18 protein-coding genes, 1 pseudogene and 1 other annotated feature are annotated in these 21,690 nt (G+C 62.2%); of the genes and pseudogenes, 11 read left to right on the plus strand and 8 right to left on the minus strand.

From position 1 onward, the window contains the following. From hisC to hisG, 3 genes are read right to left on the minus strand one after another with little or no spacing between them, the layout of a single operon-like run. A complete protein-coding gene (hisC, locus tag CAK78_RS12305) occupies window positions 1–1,071 on the minus strand; it encodes a histidinol-phosphate transaminase (protein ID WP_094697458.1) in 1,071 nt (356 codons plus the stop codon). Beyond that, window positions 1,068–2,393 (minus strand): histidinol dehydrogenase, encoded by a 1,326-nt coding sequence (gene hisD, locus CAK78_RS12310; protein ID WP_094697459.1) that lies wholly within the window; start codon window positions 2,391–2,393, stop codon window positions 1,068–1,070. Before hisD ends, hisC begins: the two co-directional genes overlap by 4 nt. 12 nt (window positions 2,394–2,405) lie before the next feature. Then, on the minus strand, window positions 2,406–3,302 hold the full coding sequence (gene hisG, locus CAK78_RS12315; protein ID WP_094697460.1) for an ATP phosphoribosyltransferase: 897 nt from the start codon (window positions 3,300–3,302) through the stop codon (window positions 2,406–2,408). Window positions 3,303–3,326: 24 nt separating this feature from the next. Further along, window positions 3,327–3,455, minus strand: a sequence feature (His leader region). Window positions 3,456–3,641: 186 nt separating this feature from the next. On the opposite strand from hisG, the gene CAK78_RS12320 reads away from it, so the two are divergent. The 7 genes from CAK78_RS12320 (at window position 3,642) to rnd (ending at window position 11,305) form a co-directional block, all read left to right on the plus strand. Then, on the plus strand, window positions 3,642–3,884 hold the full coding sequence (locus tag CAK78_RS12320; protein WP_005301068.1) for a hypothetical protein: 243 nt from the start codon (window positions 3,642–3,644) through the stop codon (window positions 3,882–3,884). 71 nt (window positions 3,885–3,955) lie between these two features. After that, window positions 3,956–5,866 (plus strand): ATP-dependent DNA helicase, encoded by a 1,911-nt coding sequence (locus tag CAK78_RS12325; RefSeq protein ID WP_094697461.1) that lies wholly within the window; start codon window positions 3,956–3,958, stop codon window positions 5,864–5,866. Between the two features lie 166 nt (window positions 5,867–6,032). After that, on the plus strand, window positions 6,033–6,734 hold the full coding sequence (gene tsaB, locus CAK78_RS12330) for a tRNA (adenosine(37)-N6)-threonylcarbamoyltransferase complex dimerization subunit type 1 TsaB (protein WP_176452769.1): 702 nt from the start codon (window positions 6,033–6,035) through the stop codon (window positions 6,732–6,734). Window positions 6,735–6,829: 95 nt separating this feature from the next. Beyond that, window positions 6,830–7,345 (plus strand): Slp family lipoprotein, encoded by a 516-nt coding sequence (locus tag CAK78_RS12335; protein WP_094697462.1) that lies wholly within the window; start codon window positions 6,830–6,832, stop codon window positions 7,343–7,345. Between the two features lie 9 nt (window positions 7,346–7,354). Then, window positions 7,355–8,221: an alpha/beta fold hydrolase gene (locus CAK78_RS12340; protein WP_176452770.1), complete on the plus strand. Its 867-nt coding sequence runs from the start codon at window positions 7,355–7,357 to the stop codon at window positions 8,219–8,221. Between the two features lie 198 nt (window positions 8,222–8,419). Next, a complete protein-coding gene (gene fadD, locus CAK78_RS12345; RefSeq protein ID WP_094697472.1) occupies window positions 8,420–10,096 on the plus strand; it encodes a long-chain-fatty-acid--CoA ligase FadD in 1,677 nt (558 codons plus the stop codon). Window positions 10,097–10,192: 96 nt separating this feature from the next. Then, the gene (gene rnd / locus CAK78_RS12350; RefSeq protein ID WP_176452771.1) at window positions 10,193–11,305 is read left to right on the plus strand and encodes a ribonuclease D; all 1,113 of its coding nucleotides are present in this window, start codon (window positions 10,193–10,195) and stop codon (window positions 11,303–11,305) included. A gap of 40 nt (window positions 11,306–11,345) precedes the next feature. Here rnd and CAK78_RS12355 read toward each other — a convergent pair whose 3' ends face one another. The 3 genes from CAK78_RS12355 to dusC form a co-directional block, all read right to left on the minus strand. After that, on the minus strand, window positions 11,346–12,113 hold the full coding sequence (locus CAK78_RS12355) for a substrate-binding periplasmic protein (RefSeq protein ID WP_094697464.1): 768 nt from the start codon (window positions 12,111–12,113) through the stop codon (window positions 11,346–11,348). A gap of 94 nt (window positions 12,114–12,207) precedes the next feature. Then, a complete protein-coding gene (locus tag CAK78_RS12360; protein WP_017778994.1) occupies window positions 12,208–12,576 on the minus strand; it encodes a TraR/DksA family transcriptional regulator in 369 nt (122 codons plus the stop codon). Between the two features lie 97 nt (window positions 12,577–12,673). Then, window positions 12,674–13,618: a tRNA dihydrouridine(16) synthase DusC gene (gene dusC / locus CAK78_RS12365; RefSeq protein ID WP_094697465.1), complete on the minus strand. Its 945-nt coding sequence runs from the start codon at window positions 13,616–13,618 to the stop codon at window positions 12,674–12,676. Between the two features lie 178 nt (window positions 13,619–13,796). Here dusC and CAK78_RS12370 point away from each other — a divergent pair, with 178 nt between their 5' ends. The 4 genes from CAK78_RS12370 (at window position 13,797) to CAK78_RS12385 (ending at window position 18,016) form a co-directional block, all read left to right on the plus strand. Further along, entirely contained in the window at window positions 13,797–14,174 is a 378-nt protein-coding gene (locus tag CAK78_RS12370; protein WP_094697466.1) for a YbaN family protein, read from the plus strand. A 131-nt stretch (window positions 14,175–14,305) separates the two neighbouring features. Next, window positions 14,306–14,851: an adenine phosphoribosyltransferase gene (gene apt / locus CAK78_RS12375; protein ID WP_176452772.1), complete on the plus strand. Its 546-nt coding sequence runs from the start codon at window positions 14,306–14,308 to the stop codon at window positions 14,849–14,851. Between the two features lie 184 nt (window positions 14,852–15,035). After that, window positions 15,036–17,573, plus strand: a complete 2,538-nt coding sequence (gene dnaX, locus CAK78_RS12380; protein ID WP_094697468.1) for a DNA polymerase III subunit gamma/tau — start codon at window positions 15,036–15,038, stop codon at window positions 17,571–17,573. 113 nt (window positions 17,574–17,686) lie between these two features. Further along, a complete protein-coding gene (locus CAK78_RS12385) occupies window positions 17,687–18,016 on the plus strand; it encodes a YbaB/EbfC family nucleoid-associated protein (RefSeq protein WP_005301028.1) in 330 nt (109 codons plus the stop codon). Window positions 18,017–18,497: 481 nt separating this feature from the next. Here CAK78_RS12385 and katG read toward each other — a convergent pair whose 3' ends face one another. Then, window positions 18,498–20,684, minus strand: coding sequence for a catalase/peroxidase HPI (katG, locus tag CAK78_RS12390; protein WP_094697469.1), 2,187 nt, complete (start codon window positions 20,682–20,684; stop codon window positions 18,498–18,500). A gap of 337 nt (window positions 20,685–21,021) precedes the next feature. After that, window positions 21,022–21,690, minus strand: a pseudogene (locus CAK78_RS12395) (IS5 family transposase); the annotation flags it as partial.

Raw genomic sequence — 21,690 nt, forward strand, 5'->3', positions numbered from 1 at the left:
TTACAAAGTGGGAGAGGGCAAATCACGCAGCACGGCCAGCACGGCGTCCATCTCGCCCTGATAGCCGATGGTGACGCGAATGCTGTTGTCCAGGCCCGGCTTGGTCGAGAAGTCCCGCAAGATGATGCCGGCGGCCTTCATGGCGGCAAACACGCTGGCGCCATCCACAAAGCGCACCAGCACGAAGTTGCCCTTGTCTTCGAACACTTCCTTCACGCAGGCAAGCTTGGCCAGCTCTGCCTTGAAGGCGGCTTTTTGCTTGTTGAGCTCCAATACCCGTTCCGACATCAGTGCCAGCCCCATGGGGGAGAGGGCCTGGGTCGCAATCTGGGCGATGGGCTCTGGGATGGGATAGGGGGCGATCACCTTGGCCAGCATGGCGATCACCTCGGGGCTTGCCAGCGTAAAGCCGCAGCGGATCCCCGCCAGGGCAAAGGCCTTGGAGAGGGTGCGGGTCACCACCAGATTGGGGAAGCGAGCCAGCAGGTCCACCACGGATGCCTCGGGGCAGAACTCGATATAGGCTTCGTCCACCACCACGATGGCGCGATCCTGCGCCTTCTCCAACAGGGCGATGAGCCCGTCGCGACCCACCAGATCCCCGGTGGGATTGTTGGGGGAGCAGAGAAACACCAGCTTCACGTCGCCGAGGCGATCGGCGATGGCGGGCCAGTCCGGCTGGGGGCTGGCGGTGAGCGGTTGCTCGACGATGCCGACCCCGCAAGTCTCGGCGCTGATGGCGTACATGCCGTAGGTGGGGGGACAGATGAGGATCTGATCTTCACCCGCCTCGCAGAAGGTGCGGATCAAGAGCTCGATGGCCTCGTCGGCGCCGCGGCTCACCAGTACCTGATCGGGATTAACCCCGGCGTAGGCGGCATAGCCGTTCACCACCTCGGCCGGTTGGCACTCAGGGTAGCGGTTGAGGCGGCTCCCCTCGATGGTGAAGGGATAGGCCTGTGGCGCCTCGTTGGCGTTGAGCCAGACGTGGCCCTTGCCGCCGATGCGGCGGGCAGATTGATAAGGGGTGAGGGCCCGCACCACGCGGCGCGCCAGATTGGCAATGCTCATGACAAATCCTTCTGCTGTGCTGTTTGTTGGGGCGCGGCGGCCAGGGCGTTCAACCTGAGGGTGACGGCATTCTTGTGGCCATCAAGCCCCTCGGCCTGGGCGATGCGCTCGACGATGGGGCCAAGGCCCTGAATGCCGCGCTCGCTCAGCTCCTGCACCGTGTAGCGGCGCTGATAGTCGGCGAGGCCAAGGCTCGAGCAGGTGCGGGCATAGCCGTAGGTGGGCAGAGTGTGGTTGGTGCCGCTGGCGTAATCGCCGACCGATTCCGGTGTCCATGCCCCGAGGAAGATTGAGCCGGCATTCTCAAGCCGGTCCAGCAGCTCGCGCGGGGCGCGGGTTTGCACTATCAGGTGCTCCGGCGCATAGGCGTTGGAGATGGCGCAGGCCTCGGCCAGATCGTCACAGAGGATCACCAGGCTTGAACCCAGCGCCTTGGCGGCGATGTCGCGCCGGGTCAGTTTGGCCAGCTGGCGCTTGATCTCGCCGTTGATGGCGTCGGCCAGCAGCGGCGAGGTGGTCACCAGCACTACCTGGCTGTCGGGGCCGTGCTCGGCCTGGGAGAGCAGATCCGCCGCCACGAAGGCCGGGTTGGCGCTCTCGTCGGCGATCACCAGCACCTCGGAGGGGCCGGCCGGCATGTCGATGGCTGCGCCGCGCCAGTCGCGGGACACCTGGCCCTTGGCCTCGGTCACATAGGCATTGCCCGGGCCGAAGATCTTGTCCACCTTGGGAATGCTTTCGGTGCCGTAAGCCATGGCGGCGATGGCCTGGGCACCGCCGATGGCGAACACCTTCTCGACCCCGCAGGCACGGGCGGCAAACAGGATCTCGTCGCTGGCCGGGGACGGGGTACAGAGCACCACTTCACGACAACCGGCGATCGCTGCCGGAATGGCCAGCATCATCACGGTGGAGGGGAGCGGCGCGCTGCCCCCCGGCACGTAGAGGCCGACCCGGCCGATGGGCTGGGTACGCAGCTCGCACACCACCCCGGGTTGGGTCTCGACCTGCACCACGGGTTGCGCTTGCGCGGCGTGGAAGGTGCGAATGTTGGCGATGGCCGCCTCGATGGCGCCCTTGATGTCGTCATCGAGGCGCTCGCAGGCGGCCTCGATTTCGGCGTTGCTTACCTGCAGTTGCTGGCGCGGGGCACGTTCGAAGCGCTGGCTCAGCTCGCGCAGGGCCTCATCGCCCCGGCTGCGTACCGAGCCGATGATCTCCCGTACCACGGCGCCGATGTCGGCTTCGTCGCTCAGGGCGGGCCGGGTCAGCACGTCGGCCTGCTGGGCGGGAGAGAGGGTCTTCCAGATCAGGGTCTGCATGATATCCCTTCCTTATTCCATCATCTTCTCGATGGGCAGCACCAGAATGGAGCTGGCACCCAGCGCCTTGAGCTGTTCCATGGTCTCCCAAAACAGGGTCTCGCTGGAGACGACGTGCAGCGCCACCTGGTTGGTCTCGCCCGCCAGCTGCATGATGGTGGGACGTTCGGCCCCCGGCAGCAGATCGGTGATGGCATCGAGCTTGTCCTTGGGGGCGTGCAGCATGATGTACTTGCTCTCGCGCGCCTGCTGCATCCCCTGAATGCGGGGCAGCAGGGTATCGATGATCTTCTGCTTGGCATCGGACAAGGGGTTGGGCGCCTGCACCAGTACCGCCTTGGAGCGGTAGATCACCTCCACCTCTTTGAGGCCGTTGGCCTCCAGGGTGGCACCGGTGGAGACCAGATCGCAGATGGCATCGGCCAGGCCCGCGCGCGGCGCCACTTCCACCGAGCCGCCCAGCATCACGCTCTTGAAGCTAAGCCCCTTCTCGTCGAAGAAGCGCTTGAGCAGCCCAGGGTAGGAGGTGGCGATGCGCTTGCCGGCGAGGCTCTCTGGCCCGGTGTAGTTGACGTCGTCCGGCACCGCCAGGGAGAGACGGCAGCCGCCGAAGTCGAGCTGCTTGAGGGTTTTGACCGCAAAGGGCTGGCCCTGGGAGGCGCGGATGAGCTGCACCTCTTCCAGCACGTTTTCGCCGATGATGCCAAGGTCGACTACCCCTTCCATCACCAGCCCCGGGATGTCGTCATCGCGCACCCGCAGGATGTCGATGGGCATGTTCTCGACATGGGCGATGAGGCGCTGCTCGCGCAGGTTGATCTTGAGGCCGCAGCTCTTGAACAGGGCCTGGGAGTCCTGGCTCAGACGACCGGATTTTTGCATGGCGATGCGCAGACGTTGTGTTTCCATTGATCGATTTCCTTCTAGTCAAAAACGAAAAAACCCTCGGAAGTGGGTGCTTCCGAGGGTTTATGAATCTTGCGGTCCTTTTGGAAGTCACCAGTTAAGTGTCTTCCAGCAGTCAACCTCCTGAAAGACTATTCGGGATGATGATGGTGGTGATGAGTCTTCAGGCTGGTGAACTGCATGTAATCAATCCTTTACAAATAAGATGTCGTAGTTGACGCCCGATTTAAACTACCTGCCTTGACGGAAAAAGCAACCGGAAAATGTGATTTGGTCGATTAAAGTTGAGAAAACGGTTTTATGGTCGATAACTAGACAAGGTGAGCCAGAGGAGGCGACATCATGCCCAGTCAGGACCTGTTATTCCCCATTCTGCCTAGGGCGCCGGCCGCGCCGAGCAGTGACGACATCAAGCGGGAAGTGACCCAGATCAGCCAGAAGCATCAGCTGCGCAAGACCAGCACCGACAACGGCGACTCCCAACAGCGCCAGCAGCCTTACCCCTCGGCCAAGCGTGATCAGGAAAAGCCGGAAGAGGACGATCACAAGCCGGATCCCGATCACCAGATCGATCTCTTCGTCTAGGGGCAGAAGTCAGTCCCGCTTTTGCCACCTTTTTGGCATAATGCCCCCTTTTGTTGCAGCGGGACGCCCCTTTGACCATCCAGACCCTGTTCAAGCCAGACGGCCCTCTGGCCAGCCATATCGACGGTTTTGTCGCCCGCGCCCCGCAACTGGAGATGGCCGAAGCGGTGGCCAACGCCATCAAGTCACACGGTCGCTTGCTGGTGGAGGCGGGCACCGGAACTGGCAAAACCTACGCCTATCTGGTGCCGGCGCAGGAGTCCGGCAAGCGGGTGGTGATCAGCACCGGCTCCAAAAACCTGCAGGAGCAGCTCTTCTATCGAGACCTGCCGACCATCACCGGCGCACTCTCCTATACCCCGCCGGTGGCCCTGCTCAAGGGGCGTAGCAACTATCTGTGCATCGAGCGGATGAACCGGCTGCTCAGCGAATCCCACCTGCAAAAGCCCGAAGTGCTCAACGATCTGGTCAAGGTGAAGTCCTGGTCCACCGCCACCGACAACGGTGACGTGGGGGACATTCCTGGACTGCAGGAAAACGCCGAGATCCTCGCCCACGTCACCAGCACCAATGAAAACTGCCTCGGCCGTGACTGCCCCTATTACGACGACTGCCATCTGGTGGTGGCCCGCCGCCGCGCCATGGATGCCCAGGTGGTGGTGATCAACCATCACCTCTTCTTCGCTGACATGGCGGTGAAAGACACAGGTTTCGGCGAGCTGGTGCCCGAGGCACAGGTCTATGTGTTTGACGAAGCGCACCAGCTGCCCGAGATCGCCACCAACTACTTCGGCAAGTCGGTAGGCAGCCGCACCATCCAGGATCTGGCGCAGGATATCCAGCTTGCCTATCGGGCCGAGGCCCACGACATGGGCCAGCTTGGCAAGGCGGCGGACAGGCTCGCCATCGCGAGCCAGGACTTGCGGCTCGCCTTCGGGGTGGACGGCGGTCGTGGCAACACCCGCGACATGTTGCGCCAACCGCTCTGGGGCCAGGCGCTGGCCCGCCTCAACGATGCCCTCGGCCTGTGTTACGAGGTGCTGAAGCTGGCGCTGGGTCGAGGGGAGCAGCTTGACCACTGTTTCGAGCGCATCAGCGAGCTGCGCACTCGTCTTGGCGAGGTGCTGGCGGTCAACCAGACCGGTTTCTCCTACTGGTATGACTGCTCGCGGCTCCATTTCACCCTCAATCTGACCCCGCTGTCGGTGGCCGAGCGCTTCGGCGCCGAGGTGCTGCGCCCCGAGGTGGCCTGGGTGTTTACCTCGGCGACCCTGACGGTGGACATGCGCTTTGATCACTTCAAGGCGGAGCTGGGGCTGGCCGGCAGCGCCGAGCTTATCCTCGACAGTCCGTTCGATTATGGCGAGCAGGCGCGCCTGTGCGTGCCGCGCTTTCTGCCCGAGCCCAATGCCTTTGGTCGGGGCGAGCAGCTGGCCAACCTGATGATCCCGCTTATCAACAAGACGCCGGGGGGCTGTTTCTTCCTCTGTACCAGTCATCAGGTGATGCGCCAGGTGGCCGAGGTGCTGCGCCGGGAGATCGGTCGCACCGTCCTGTTGCAGGGAGAGGACAACAAGCAGCGGCTGCTCAAGGAGTTTGTCGAGAATGGCCGTGCCGTGCTGGTGGCGACCAGCAGCTTCTGGGAGGGGATCGACGTGCGTGGCGCCGCGCTCTCCTGTGTTATCATCGACAAGCTGCCGTTTGCCAGCCCCGACGATCCGCTGCTGAAGGCGCGGGTGGATGATTGCAAGCTCAGGGGCGGCGATCCCTTTGCCGATATCCAGCTGCCCAAGGCGGTGATTGCCCTGAAGCAGGGGGTGGGGCGGCTCATCCGTGATCGCAGTGATCACGGCGTACTGGTCATCTGTGATCCCCGCATGGTCAACAAACCCTACGGCGCGACCTTCATCAAGAGCCTGCCGGCAATTCCTCGGACCCGGGAGCTGGCCACCCTGGGCGGTTTCTTCGACCGCAAGGGCTGAGCCTGCCGAAGATACTGTTTACCCGTGCGATGGCGAGACGACCACGCTGCCGATAGGGGCAGAACGCGACCCGCAATACGCGAATACGCGCACCAGAATGTGAAAACTGCTGGCAGAGCCTGCTTGCAGATTATGTAATTGACTGATTTTATAGAGATTGGAAAGCATGAACGAGTTGAAGATCCTGGCCGTAGATACCGCCACCGAAGCCTGCTCCGCCGCCTTGTTGGTGGGGGAGAAGGTATTCTCCCGTTGGGAAGAGGCGCCGCGGGATCACACCCGTAAAATCCTGCCCATGGTTCAGGCTGTGTTGGACGAGGCCGGGGTAACCTTGGACGAGCTCGATGCCATCGCCTTCGGCCGCGGTCCCGGCTCCTTTACCGGGGTGCGGATCGGCATCGGCGTGGCACAGGGGCTGGCGCTGGGCGCAGGCGTACCGCTGATCGGTATTTCCACCCTGGCCGCCATGGCACAGGGGGCTCATCGGCTGGACGGCGCCGAGCGGGTGCTGACCGCCATCGATGCGCGCATGGACGAGGTCTACTTCGGCCAATATGAGCTCATCGATGGTCGCATCCAGCTGGTGGGCGAAGAGGTGGTGAGCGGCCCCGCCGCACTGGTGGCGTCCCGTGGCACGCTGCCGGGCAGCTTTACCCGCGTCGGTACCGGTTTTGAGACCTATGGCGAGACCCTCGCCGCGCTGGCCGACGAGCAGGTGGCGAGCCAGGTACGCTTCCCGGCGGCAGAAGACATGCTGCCGCTGGCCCGCAGCGCCTGGCTGGCCGGCGAGGCGGTGGCGGTCGAGCAGGCGACCCCGGTATATTTGCGTGACAAGGTGACCTGGAAGAAGCTGCCGGGTCGCGAATAAGGGCAGGAGTGGCAGACTTGTCGCTCATGCCGGTCGACACAGGCCCCACGCGGGCGGTTGATAGGTCGGGCCCAGCCCGACTCAAGGAGAGTGACATGTTGAAGCGTGCAATGGTGATGGTGGCCGCCGGCCTTCTGCTCGGTGCCTGCAGCTCGGTCCCGCAAGAGCTGGCCTATGAGCCCGCCAACCAGCTGGTCGCCTACCAACCGGCGCTTGCCGGCCAGGTAGGCAAGCCGGCCCGCTGGAGCGGCGTCATCTCGTCGGTACACAACAAGGCGGATCAGAGCGTCATCGAGGTGGTCTATCTGCCGCTCAAGTCCAACGGGGTGCCGGAGCAGACCGAACAGAGCCCGGGCCGTTTTCTGGCCATCATGCAGGGTTTTGTCGACCCGACCCTCTATGCCAAGGGGCGCAGCCTGACGGTGCTCGGTACCATAGCCCAGCCGGTGGACAGCCAGATTGGCGAGCACAAATACCGCTTCTCCGTGCTCAAGGTGACAGGCAGCAAGCTGTGGCCGCCGGTCAAGGAGGTGGAGATCCGCTACATGGATCCCTACTTCTACGACCACTTCTATGATCCCTACTGGCCGAGACGGCCGCTGCGCCGCTAGGAGCTGGGCATGAGCACCTTGCTGCGAGAGCGCTTCCTGACCCTGGCCGACGGCCGCCGGGTTGCCTTGCTCGAGAGCCTGCCGGCGCAGGGAGAGCAGGAGGACAAACCGCTGCTGCTTGCCCTGCATGGCTGGCTCGACAACAGCGCAAGCTTTGTGCCCCTAGCCCCCTATCTGACCCACTTTCAGCTGGTCTGTGTCGATCTGCCGGGGCACGGTCACTCGGATCACAAGGCAACGCCCTATGTCTTTGTCGACTGGCTGGACGATCTCTATCAGATCACCCAGGCGGCCGGCTGGACGGCATTCACGCTGCTTGGCCACTCCCTCGGGGCCTTGATCGCCTCCGCCTATGCCGGGGTTTTCCCCGAGCAGGTGGAGCGGCTCATTCTGCTGGAGGGGCTCGGGCCCCTCAGTCAGCCGGACGACGCCGTACCTGAGCAGCTGCGCCGAGCCATCCTCAACCGCAGCCGAACCCGCGAGCGAGCCTCCCAGGGCTTTGCCTCCATCGACGAGGCGGTGGCGGCGCGCTGCAAGGTGGCGGACATCACCCCGAGTGCGGCACGCCTTATCTGCGAGCGGCAGCTGGAAGCCCGGGCAGGGCGCTGGCACTGGCGCAGCGATCCCCGTCTGCGGGATCTCTCCCCCATGCGCATGAGCGAAGGACAGGCAATGGCCCTGATCCGGGCCATTGCCTGCCCCGTGCTGTTTATCGCCGGCAGCGAGGGATTTGCCAGCCTGCAGGTGCAGTGGCAACAGCGTCATGCCGCCTTTACACGCATTGAACGTGTCATTTTGGCGGGAAACCACCATTTTCATATGGAAAATTCGGCAGAGACCGCGGTTTGTATCGAAAAATTTTGTCAAATTCGGTAGAATCGACGGCTTTCAATAATTCCAGGTTTGTCTTCCCCCTCACATTTTTCTGTTGTTAATTCGCTGTTAATTGATGTTGCCCTATGTAAATATGGGCGGCATTAGAGTATGAGCTTAAAACAACTGCTTGAAATGGATGTGAACAGGGACGGAGGCAACACAGTGAGCGCACAGGTGCTAGTTATGCAGGAGAAGTTCGTGGAAAAAGTCTGGCTGAAGCGTTATCCAGAAGGGGTGCCCGCCGAGATCAATCCAGACCAATACAGCTCCCTGGTCGAGATGTTTGAAGAGTCGGTGAACGAGTTCGCCGACCAGCCTGCCTTCGTCAACATGGGGCAGACCATTACCTATCGTCGTCTTGAGGAGCAGTCCCGCGCCTTTGCCGCCTACCTGCAAAACGAGCTCAAGCTCAGCCAAGGCGACCGGGTCGCCGTGATGATGCCCAACCTGCTGCAGTATCCCATCGCCGTGTTCGGCATCCTGCGTGCCGGCATGATAGTGGTCAACGTCAACCCGCTCTACACCCCGCGCGAGCTGGAGCACCAGCTCAAGGACTCCGGCGCCAAGGCCATCGTCATCGTCTCCAACTTTGCCCATACCCTGGAAAAGGTGGTCTACGACACCCCGGTCAAGCACGTGATCTTGACCCGGATGGGGGACAACCTGGGGCTGGCCAAGGGGACTCTGGTCAACTTTGTGGTGAAATACGTCAAGAAGCTGGTGCCCAAGTACAATCTGCCCCACGCCAGCACCATGCGTCAGGCACTGGCCAAGGGTCGCTATCTGCAGTACATCAAGCCCGAGATCAACAACGACGATCTCGCCTTCCTGCAGTACACCGGCGGCACCACAGGCCTCTCCAAGGGGGCCATGCTGACCCACCGCAACATGATCGCCAACGTGGAGCAGTGCCTCGGCGTCTATGGCCCCATGCTGGAGCGTGGCAAGGAGTTCGTGGTCACCGCGCTGCCGCTCTACCACGTCTTCGCGCTGACCGTGAACTGCCTGCTGTTCATGCGCCTGGGGGGCTACAACCTGCTGATCAGCAACCCGCGCGACATCCCGGGCTTTGTCAAAGAGATCAAGAAGTACCCCTTCACCTGCATCACCGGGGTCAACACCCTGTTCAACGCGCTGGTCAACAATGGCGAATTTCAGAGCATGTCCTTTGACAAGCTCAAGCTTACCATCGGCGGCGGCATGGCGGTGCAGCGGGCGGTGGCCGAGCAGTGGAAGGCGTTGACCGATACCCCGCTGCTGGAAGGTTACGGCCTGACCGAGTGTTCACCCCTGGTGAGTGTCTGCCCTTACGACCTGGTGGATTACAACGGCTCCATCGGCCTGCCGGTCTGCTCCACCGACATCCGGCTGGTGGATGACAACGGCCAGGTGATCCATGAACTCGGCAAGCCGGGGGAGATGCAGGTGCGCGGCCCGCAGGTGATGAGCGGCTACTGGCAGCGACCCGAAGCCACCGCCGAGGTGATGCAGGATGGCTGGCTCTGTACCGGCGATATCGCGGTGTGCGACGAGCAGGGCTTCTTCAAGATCGTCGATCGCAAGAAAGACATGATCCTGGTCTCCGGTTTCAACGTCTATCCGAACGAGATCGAAGACGTGGTGGCGCTCCACCCGAAAGTGCTGGAAGTGGCTGCCGTCGGCGTGCCGCACAAGGTTTCCGGCGAGCTGGTGAAGATCTTCGTGGTCAAGAAAGATCCAAAGCTGCTGGAAGACGAGATTATTGCGCACTGCCGCAAACATCTGACTGCCTATAAGGTCCCGAAACTGGTAGAATTTCGTGACGAACTTCCCAAGACCAATGTGGGCAAGATCCTGCGCCGCGTGCTGCGCGACGAGGAGATTGCCAAGCAGTAACCGGTGTGGCGCTGCCAAGCAGCATGCCGTCGTTATGCAAAACCGTGGGTCAGCCCACGGTTTTTTCTTTTGGCCCTGATCAACGCGCAGGCACAGATGCATTATCAACTCATTTCACAGCAAGCCGAACTGGATCAGTATCTCGCCTCCCTGGCCGACGTTCCCTTGGCCATCGATACTGAATTCGTCCGCACCCGTACCTATTACCCCCAGCTGGGTCTGTTCCAGATCTATGACGGCCACCAACTGGCGCTGCTGGATCCCTTGACGCTGGATCTCTCCTCCCTCTGGCAGCGACTCGGTCGGGCAGGGCAGATCGCCATTTTGCACGCCTCCGGCGAAGATCTGGAGCTTATCCAGCATCAGACGGGTCATCTGCCCAACCAGATGCACGACACCCAGCTGGCGGCAGCCTTTCTGGGCCACGGGGTCTCGGTGGGCTTCGGCGCCCTGGTCAACGAGTTTCTCGGCGTGACCCTGGAAAAGGATCAGGCGCGTACCGACTGGCTGGCGCGCCCGCTCACCCCCCGTCAGCTCGAGTATGCGGCGGCCGACGTCTTCTATCTGCTGCCCCTCTACGACAAGGTGATGGCGGCGCTGCGTGACAGCGGCAAGTTCGCCTGGTTCGAGCAGGAGTGCCAGAACCACTCTGCCCGCAAGACCCAGACCAGCGACCCCCGCCAGGCCTATCTCGACATCGTCAACGCCTGGCAGCTGGGACGCCGCGAGCTGGCGATCCTGCGCGAGCTGGCCGCCTGGCGCCAGCAAGAGGCGGTGCGCCGGGATCTGGCCCTCAACTTCGTGGTCAAGGAGCTGCACCTGTTCAAGGTGGCGGAACGCAAGCCCACCTCCCTGCGCGATCTCAACGAGCTGGGGCTGGCTCCCATCGAGATCAAGATCCACGGCAAGCGGATGCTGGATATCGTGGCCGCCGCCCAGCAGAGCGATCCTGCCGGCTGGCCCGAGCCCATTCGCCGGCTGGTGGATTACCCCCAGTACAAGGCCGAGCTCAAGCGTATCAAGGGAATGGTGGAAGAGAAGGCCAAGGCCAGCAACATTCCGCCCGAGCTGGTGGCCAGCAAGAAGATCATTCACCAGTACTTCACCTGGAGCTGGCGCATGAGCGACGAAGAGCGGGCCCGGGCCGACAAGCCCATGTTGCTGCAGGGCTGGCGCTTTGAGCTGGTCGGCCATCTGTTGGCACAATAAGCAAACGCATAGGAAAACGGGCCTACAGGGCCCGTTTTCTTTATTTGATTGGCGGCAACTGATAACGATAACGGGCCAGGATCTGGGTGTATTCCGGGCTGGCGAGCAGCGCCTGGATGGCCTCGTCCAGCCGTTGCAATTGGGCTGGTGTAGTGGTGCGCCGGCTCAGCATCAGATGCACCGGCGTGCGCTGGATGTTGAGCAGGGGGGTCAGATCATCGAGCGGGATACCGGCCAGGCTTATCTCCTGCAGCCCCATGGGGTCGATGACCACCCCCTGAATGCGGCCGGCCAGCAGCAGCTTGAGCAAGGGCTCCATCCGCAGGCGGGCCAGCAGCCGATCCTGCATCTGGGGCGATTGCATGAAGGTGCGAAAATGGGTGCCGTAATCAAAATCACGCATCATCCCTATGGTGAAATCCTGCCGTGGCAGCAGGCCCGAGAGTTGGGAGATCCCTTGCCAGCGCGCCCTGTCCTGACGGCGCACCAGCAGCACAGTCTCTTCGTTGCGATAGGGCAGGCTGAAGCGGGCGTAGCGCTCGCGCTCGGCGGTCTGGTTGGCGGACATGGTGAGCTGGATGGTACCGAACTCCAGCTCACGCAGCACGCGGGCCCAGGGCATTTCGCTGTAGCTGGCGCTAAAGCCGGCCCGACTGAAGATGGCTTGCAGCAGGTCGATGTCCAGCCCCTGCAGTTGCTGCTGTTCGTCGCGAAAGCTGAACGGGTGCCAGCTGGTCCAGCCTACCTGCAGTGACTCCTGTGCCCAGGTGGCGGTGCACAAACACCATAACAACAAGACTCTGTACACGGAGCTATCCCTGTTCAGCGTGGTTGTTGTTGATTATTGAATAGAAATGTCGGGCTGACCAGCCCGCAGGAAAGGATGCACGAAGGTGCATCCCTCAGAGCTCGTGGGCGTGGAATCCCTTGCGATAGCGGGCTTCGCAGCGCGGGCAGCGTTGCAGGGTAGGGTCCTGCTCCAGCGATTCGATGGCCAGCGGCTCCTCGCAGTCGGAACAGAGGCCATAGAGGCCCAGATCCATCTGGCAGAGGGCGGCATCGATGCGCTTGAGGCGGGCCACACTCTGCTCCACCCTGGGCAAGTCGAGGCGGCTGGTGAGATCGACCAGCTGATCCCGCTCGCAGTGATCCACCTGCTCCGCCCACTCGTCACGCCGACAGGCTTTGAGCTGACCGATCAGCTCTTCTCTTACTTGCGCCCAGTCAGTCAGCAGGCGATCACGCCACACGGCCAACTGAGCTTGCGTCATTTCACACACACTAGCCCCCAACGGACGAATAACAAATTGTGGGCAGTATAGGGAAGCGACTGGATTATCAAGATGATATGCGTCAAGTAAAGAACGGTTAGATCACAGTTTTCGCGGCCTGCAGCAGGGCATCCCGAATGGGATGGGTCTCCTTGAGTACCCTGATCTCCTGAAACAGCAGGTCTGCCTCGGGATACTCCCGCTTGAGGTAGCTGAACCACTGCTTGATGCGACTCGGGTAGTAGTCGGCCTTCTCGCTCGCCAGGTCCTGTTCGGTGTAGCTCACCATCAGCTGCAGCACCTCGGCCCAGCTCATGTGGGCACATCCGGTCTTCATCACGTTGGCCAGGTTGGGCAACGAGATGGCGCCGCGGCCCACCATCAGGGCATCGCAGCCGGATACCCTGGCGCAGGCGAGGGCATCGGCATGATCCCAGATCTCGCCGTTGGCGGTGACCGGGATGGGCAGGGCACGGCGAATGGCGTCCACATACTCCCAGTGAGCCGGCGCCTTGTAACCTTCGCGCTTGGTGCGGGCGTGCACGGCCAGCTCGTTGGCCCCGGCCTGATGAACCGCCTGGGCGTTCTCCAGATAGAGATCCTTGTCATCGTAGCCGAGGCGGATCTTGGCGCTCACCGGCAGATGGGCCGGCACCGCTTCGCGCACCGCCTTGACGATGCGATAGATGGTCTCGGGCTCCTTGAGCAGCACGGCGCCCCCCTTGCTCTTGTTGACCGTGGGGGCGGGGCAGCCAAAGTTGAGATCGACGCCGGGGGAGCCAAGCTCGATGGCCCGAAGTGCGTTCTCGGCCAGCCATTCGGGGTGTTGGCCCAGCAGCTGTACCCGCACCGGGGTGCCGGCCCGGGTCTTGCCGTCCTGCTTGAGTTCGGGGCAGAGGCGATGGAACACCTTGGCCGGCAGCAACTGATCGACCACCCGGATGAATTCGCTGACGCAGAGGTCGTAGTCGTTGACGGAGGTGAGCACCTCCCGCATCAAGTGATCCAGCACCCCCTGCATGGGGGCCAAAATAACGCGCATAACCGGTTCCGCAGGGCAAACAGAGAAAAAAGAGCGCAGATTGTAGTGGCAATGGCCGGGATTGTCAGCCGTTTGCCCACTCGATGAACCCAATCGACGGCCACCGCCTGGGCCAAGCTGTCAGCTTCCAGGCCAACTCTGTTAGGCTAAAGGCAGAGATACATTCAGAGGAGTACCCATGAAACGCTGGTGTCTGATGGCCCTGGGCTGGCTTGCCTTCGCCACCGGGATAGTCGGGATAGTCCTGCCCCTGCTGCCGACCACCCCCTTCATGCTGCTGGCGGCGGCGCTGTTTGCCCGCTCGTCCCCCCGTTTTCACCGCTGGCTGCTCAGCCATCCCTGGTTCGGCCCCCCCATCCAGGACTGGCAGCAGTATCGCGGCATTCGCCGCCATGCGCGGCGACGCGCCATCCTCTTCATTCTGCTCTCATTCTCGGTGTCGCTGGCGGTGGTGCCCATGCTGTGGGTCAGGCTGCTGCTCATTGCCATAATGGTGATCCTGCTCACCTGGTTAATGCGCCTGCCGGTGCTGGAGCCAGTTGCAATGGAGAAGTGAAGTCCCTAAGCTATTGCGGCAATAATGCTATGGAGTCGGCCCGTCATTTTTGCGTGACGGGCCTTTTTATTTCCCGCTGGCGGGAAGCTGAGAGAAACGACCATCTGCGTCGAAAAACAAACGGTCAAACCATGAATCCGGAAACCCTGAAATTTATCGAAGCGAGCATCAAGACCATTCCCGACTATCCGAAGCCGGGCATCCTGTTTCGCGACATCACCAGCCTGATCGAGAATGCCGAGGCCTTCAAGGCCACCATCGATCTGCTGGCCAATCACTACCGTGATCAAGGGATCACCAAGATTGTCGGTACCGAAGCGCGCGGCTTCATCTTCGGCGCGCCGGTTGCCTACGCCATGGGTCTGGGCTTCGTGCCGGTTCGCAAGCCGGGCAAACTGCCCCGCGCCGTCATCGAGGAGTCCTATGCCCTCGAATACGGCACCGATACCCTGCAACTGCACACCGACGCCATTGTGCCCGGTGACAAGGTGCTGGTAGTGGACGATCTGCTGGCCACCGGCGGCACCGTCGATGCCACCGTCAAGCTGATCCGCCGTGCCGGCGGCGAAGTGGCTGATGCCGCCTTCATCATCTCCCTGCCGTCGCTGGGTGGTGATGCCCGCCTGAGCGCTGCCGGCGTCAAGGTGGTCTCCCTGGTCGAACTGCCGGGCGAATAAGCCGCCAGTCCGATCTCGCAGGCGGGCCTCGTCAGCCCGTTGCCTGCGTCCAAACCGGTGCCCGAGCGGGCATCGGTTTGAAATTCAAGCGATCCCTCCCGCCTCGGCCGATAGCCGATACAGCCCGCCCCGCATTTGTGTTAGCATCCAGCCTCAATGCCTTGTCATCCCTGCATCGAGATCTATGAGCTATCAGGTTCTGGCGCGTAAATGGCGCCCCCATACGTTTGAACAAGTGGTAGGCCAGCATCATGTGCTGACCGCCTTGACCAACGCCCTGGATCAGGGACGGCTGCATCACGCCTATCTGCTGAGCGGTACTCGCGGGGTCGGCAAGACCACCATCGCGCGCATCCTGGCCAAGAGCCTCAACTGCGAGCAGGGGATCAGCAGCCATCCGTGCGGGGTGTGCGACACCTGCCACGAGATCGATCAGGGCAACTTCGTCGATCTGCTGGAGATAGACGCGGCGTCGCGCACCAAGGTGGAAGATACCCGCGAGCTGCTCGACAACGTCCAGTACCGACCGGCCCGTGGCCGCTTCAAGGTCTATCTCATCGATGAAGTGCACATGTTGTCGCGCCACAGCTTCAACGCGCTGCTGAAAACCCTGGAAGAGCCGCCCCCCTATGTGAAGTTCCTGCTGGCCACCACGGATCCGCAGAAGCTGCCCATCACCATCTTGTCGCGCTGCCTGCAGTTTCATCTGAAGAGCCTGGATCAGACCCAGATCGCCAAGCAGCTCGAATGGGTGCTGGATCAGGAGGGGCAACCCTTCGAGCCGCGCGCCTTGCTGGCCCTGGCCAAGGCGGCGGACGGCAGCATGCGCGATGCCCTGAGCCTGACCGATCAGGCGCTGGCCCACGGCAATGGCAGCGTGCGCACCGACAGCGTGCTGGCCATGCTGGGGACCCTGGATCACCGCCATCTGCATCAACTGCTGGAAGCTGTGCTGCGCCAGGATGCACCCGCCACCATGGCCAAGATCACCGAGATAGCGACCCTGGGCCCCGACTTTGATCAGCTCCATGCCGAGCTGGAAGGGCTGCTCCATCGCATCGCCATGGCGCAGCTGTTGCCCGCCACCGTACAGGAGCAGGGGGCGGATGCCGATGCCCTGCTGCAGCTGGCCCAGGCCATGAGCCCGGAAGAGGTGCAGCTCTGCTATCAGATCGTGCTGGGCGGTCGCAAGGATCTGCCCTGGGCCCCCGATGGCCGCACCGCACTGGAGATGACTTGCCTGCGGATGCTGGCCTTCTCGCCCCGGCGCGAGGTGCTGCATCCCGCCAGCCTGACGGCGCTGCCCCCGGCACTCGGTGGCCTGCCCGCCGCCAGTGCGAGGAGCCCGGCCCCCACCTTGGGAAAGCCAGAGGGGGTTGAGCCACCCCCGGCCACCGGCATGATGCCGCAGGCTCCGTCAGCCGATGCCGCGAACTCGCCCGCGCCGGTTATTTCTTCTGCACCAGCCGAGCACCAAGGGGGGCTGGAAGCCAGACAGGCCGGCCAGCCTCACCCACAGGTGGTTGACATGGCGGAGCCGGAAAGCGGAGCCGCGCTGGATCCGCTCTTTGCCGAGCAGGCGGAGCTGCTGCGTGAGGCCGAGCAGATGGGCTATGAGGCCGCGTCCGATCCGAGTGTGCCCGTGGCCCAGCCCACATCCTCCGTGCAAGGCGCCGTACCAACGAATGTGACTGACGAAGTGGCTGACAGCGGGGAGGGGAGTGTCTCTTCAACGGTGGCCAGCATGCAAAGTCTGCTCGGCAAGCGCAATCTGCTGCGAAGCCGCCTGCGCGGCGAGCCGAGCGGCAATGCGGCGCCAGCCCGGGCGACACCGGTCAAGCCGATGGCGGCCGCCAAACCTGCACCTGTGGCGCAGGCTGCGGCCATGCCGGCCTCGGCGCCCCACTCCCCGAGTGAGACTCGGGGGTCGGCACCAACTCAAGCGACCCAGTCAGGTTACGATGAATTGCCGCCGCTCGATGCCTATGAAGAGAGCAGCAGCGACTACGAAGAGTATCTGAATCAGGGTTTCAACGATGCGTTTGCCAGCGCCCCCTTGCCGGAGCGAACCGCTCAGGTGATGCAACCAGCGCCCGCCGCGCGTCCCCAGGCGGATGATCTGCCGCCCTGGGATCTGGATGGCAGTGCCGGTCGGCAGACGGTTGCTGCGCCGAGTGCTCCGGCCGCCGTTGCAACGCCCCCTGAGGCTGCCATCAGCGAAGTTATGCCTGCCGCCTCGGTCATGGAAACCATCGACTGGAACGAGCTGGAGAGCGACAACCAGCCGCAAGGGAGCGAGGAGGCGGCCAGATTGATCCCCTCTTCGCTGCTGGCCAATTGCGGCGACCATTGGGCCGAACTGATTGCCCGCACCGGTGTGGGCGGCCGCCTGCGCCAGCTGGCCATCAATTCGGTGATGGAGCAGCAGGGTGACAGGGTGCTGCTGACCCTCAAACCCGAGCAGCGCCATCTGGTGAGCGACAGGGCGCGCGCCGATCTGGCCGAGATCATCGGCCCCGAGCTGGGGCTTGCGGTACAGGTGGACGTCACCCTGGGCGTCGTGCCCGAGCGGGAAACCCCGCTCGAGATTGAGCACCGCCTCTATCTCGGGGTGCGGGAGCAGGTCACCCGGGATCTGGAGCAGGATCCCAACGTGCAATTCTTGCAACAGCGGTTTGGTGCCATGCTGCACCACGACAGCATAGAGCCGCTGAGCAACTGATCACACCATCCGGGCCTGGTGCCCGGTTGAAAAACGGTTTGGCCGTCCCCACTTAGGACGGGTAAACCCACGGCCCGGCGCTGGATGCCGGATTTCAAGACGAGAGACGACATATGTTTGGTAAAGGTGGAATGGGGAACCTGATGAAACAGGCCCAACAGATGCAAGAGCGCATGCAGAAGATGCAAGAGCAGCTTGCCCAGATGGAAGTAGTCGGTGAAGCCGGCGCTGGCATGGTCAAGGTCACCATGGCCGGCAGCCACAGCGTGCGTCGCATCGAAATCGACCCGAGCCTGATGGAAGATGACAAAGAGATGCTGGAAGATCTGGTGGCTGCGGCCGTCAACGATGCCGTGCGTCGCGTCGAAGAGCAGAACAAGGCCAAGATGGGCGAGCTGACCGGCGGCATGCAACTGCCTCCCGGCTTCAAGATGCCGTTCTAAGGACTCATCCACTGTCGTAGCTATAGGCTGCGCGCAATGGTCTGCCCGTTGGTCGTGATGGGGCACTTGCCCCGATTTCCCGGTCAACTCGCTCCGGTAACGCCGGAGCGTCGTTGCCGACCCATGGGCCAGGATGGGGCAGGTGATTCCCTCCCGTTGTCAGCCAGTGGCGTGTGCAGCGATTCAAATGCCTTCACCATCCGGGTGCATCGCGAATAGTCATGACGCAGCTGACACTTTCCCCGTGTCAGCTGCGTTTTTATGAGTAGGGGTCCACGTCTGTCACGCCGCGCACCACCTCGAACCGGTGCAAGGCCTGTACTCTCTGCTTGCATTCCTTCCGCCCTCTCTTGCTTCACTCTTTTTCCGCTCTCCTGTACCCCGTTCGTGAGGGGAGGCCGATGCACCGCCGCTGGCGGCGCGTGCCGACAAAAAAGAACGCCAGCCTCGCGGCTGGCGTTCTTTCTACGGACCTGGCGGGTTATTTCAGGTCGAAACGGTCGTTGTTCATCACCTTGACCCAGGCCTTGACGAAGTCGCGGACGAACTTATCCTTGCCATCTTGCTGGGCATAGACCTCGGCGTAGGCACGCAGCACAGAGTTGGAACCAAACACCAGGTCAACCCGGGTGGCGGTCCACTTCACCGCGCCGCTCTGACGATCCACGATCTGGTAGCTGTTGCGGCCAGTCGGCTGCCAGCTATAAGCCATGTCGGTCAGATTGACGAAGAAGTCGTTGCTGAGCACCCCGACCCGGTCGGTCAAGACGCCGTGGGCCGAGCCGCCATGGTTGGTGCCAAGCACCCGCATACCGCCGACCAGCACTGTCATCTCGCGGGCGGTCAGCCCCAGCAACTGGGCACGGTCGAGCAGCATCTCTTCCGGCTGCACCTGGTAGTGCCCCTTCTGCCAGTTACGAAAACCGTCGTGCACCGGCTCCAGGAAGGCAAACGACTCGGCATCGGTCTGTTCGGCGCCGGCATCGCCCCGGCCCGGCGCAAAGGGAACGACGATATCAACGCCGGCCAGCCTGGCCGCCTGCTCAACCGCCGCGCTGCCCCCCAGCACAATCAGGTCGGCGATGCTGACCGGCTTGTTCAGGGTGCCCTGCAGGGCAGTCAGGACGTTGAGCACCTTCTCGAGGCGAGCGGGCTCGTTGCCTTCCCACTCCTTCATCGGCGCAAGGCGGATACGGGCACCGTTGGCTCCACCGCGATAATCGGAGCCGCGGAAGGTGCGGGCACTGTCCCAGGCGGTGGCGATCAAATCGGCTGGCGCCACGCCGCAGGCCAGCAGCTTGCTCTTGAGCTCGCTCACTTCCTTATCGGAGAGCTGGTAATCCACCGCCGGCACCGGATCCTGCCATACCATGACTTCGCTCGGCACCTCCGGCCCCAGATAGCGGCTGCGCGGTCCCATGTCGCGGTGGGTCAGCTTGAACCAGGCGCGGGCAAAGGCATCGGAGAAGAGCGCCTGATCCGCGGCGAAGCGCTCGGAGATCTCCCGGTAGACGGGGTCAAAGCGCAGTGCCATGTCCGCGTCCGTCATGATGGGGTTGCAGCGCAGGGAGGGGTCTTCCACGTCCACCGGGCGATCTTCCTCCTTGATGGCAACGGGCTCCCACTGCCAGGCACCGGCCGGGCTCTTCTTGAGCCACCAGTCATGGCCCAGCAACATCTTGAAGTAGCCGTTGTCCCAGCGAGTCGGATTGCTGGTCCAGGCGCCCTCGATCCCGCTGGTGACCGTGTCGCGACCGATGCCGCGGCTCTCGTGGTTGATCCAGCCAAGCCCCTGTTCATGCACATCCGCCCCTTCTGGAGCTGGCCCCAATTTGGCTGCGCTGCCGTTGCCGTGGGCCTTGCCGACGGTGTGGCCACCTGCGGTGAGGGCGACGGTCTCTTCGTCATTCATTCCCATGCGGGCGAAGGTGACGCGCATGTCGTGGGCGGTCTTCAGGGGATCAGGGTTGCCATCCACCCCTTCCGGGTTGACGTAAATAAGCCCCATCATCACCGCGGCCAGCGGGTTCTCCAGATCCCGTTCACCACTGTAACGGCTCCCTTCACTGCCGCTCGGCGCCAGCCACTCCTTCTCGGAGCCCCAGTAGACATCTTTTTCCGGATGCCAGATGTCCTCGCGACCACCAGCAAAACCGAAAGTCTTGAGCCCCATGGATTCATAAGCGACGTTGCCTGCCAGGATCATCAGGTCGGCCCAGGAGATCTTGTTGCCGTATTTCTGTTTGATGGGCCACAGCAGGCGGCGCGCCTTGTCGAGGTTGCCGTTGTCTGGCCAGCTGTTGAGGGGGGCGAAGCGCTGGTTGCCGGTGTTGGCACCGCCACGGCCGTCGGTGGCGCGATAGCTGCCTGCGGAGTGCCAGGCCATGCGGATCATCAAGCCGCCATAGTGCCCCCAGTCGGCCGGCCACCAGGGCTGGCTGTCGGTCATCAGGGCATGGAGGTCGGCCTTGAGGGCATCGTAATCGAGGCTGCTGAAGGCATCAGCATAATTGAAAGACTCATCCATCGGATTGGTCTTGCGGTCATGTTGGTGCAGGATGTCGAGGTTGAGGGCATTGGGCCACCAAACTTGAGGCTCCTGGCCGGCGGAAGTATTGGCTCCGTGTGCAAAAGGGCACTGACCGGCCCCATGAGTGTGTTTGTCCATTCACTATGTCCTCTTATTAACGTTATGACGGTGAAGCTGTGCTCTTCGTTGTTAAGATCAATCTAACTCTGAAATAGCGTTACTGAACATAAGGTTAAAACTCTGACATTCATCGGCAATGACGATTGAAGGCCAGCTTTCATGCGACAACTTCTGCGAAAGTGATAGATGTGCCTTGCACAGCGGGCATCGGCGTACAGGGATACGCATCCCCTAGGCTGCCTGCGTATGAGCAAACCGTGGAGACATTGATGATAGTTGAGCATCGAACCGGCGCCTTGCCTCAGCCTGGTCATGGATGAGCGGGGTCGTGAAGAGTCGGCACTAGGCTGCGTTCTCAAAATGCTGGTTTTCTGTCCACCAATAGTTCCCGTAAGTAACGAAGGCAGAAAGCCAGCTTGATAAAAGCAGCAAAACTTCCCGCCAGCTTTTCATACCTCGTTGAGAATCGGCGAAACTTCTTCAGCCATCCGAAGCACCGTTCGACCACATTTCTCCTACGATAACGAGCTTTGTCTAACACCAGTGGACGTCCCTTATGGTGCCGTTGCTGGTCGCTGCGTTGCGGGATAACCGCTTTTATCTTTCTGCGCCGGAGTTCTGCCCGCAGAGCCCTGCTGCTATAGGCCTTATCTGCGGCAAGATGAGTTGGCCGAGTGCGATAACGGCCTGATGAAGTCGGGATCCTTGCCATGGCCAACGCACTTGTCGCATATCTGATTTCCGCTGATTGCCCCGGCGAAAGGCAGAACCCCAGCGGTAAACCATTACCATCAGTGACCAAGTGAATTTTGCTGCCAAAACCACCACGAGAGCGACCAAGGGCTTGATTCACCGGAGAGTTTTTTTACGCGCTCCGGCAGCATCTTTGGATGCCCTGACATTGGAGCCGTCAATGCACCACAGGTCGAAGTCGATAAGCCCTTCTTCATTGAGATGCAGTTGCAACGCAGCAAGGATGGCATCGATACGACCTGTACTCAGCCAACGTCGAAAGGTGTTATAA

Source organism: Aeromonas sp. A35_P (assembly GCF_002259925.1).
Lineage (GTDB): Bacteria > Pseudomonadota > Gammaproteobacteria > Enterobacterales > Aeromonadaceae > Aeromonas > Aeromonas dhakensis.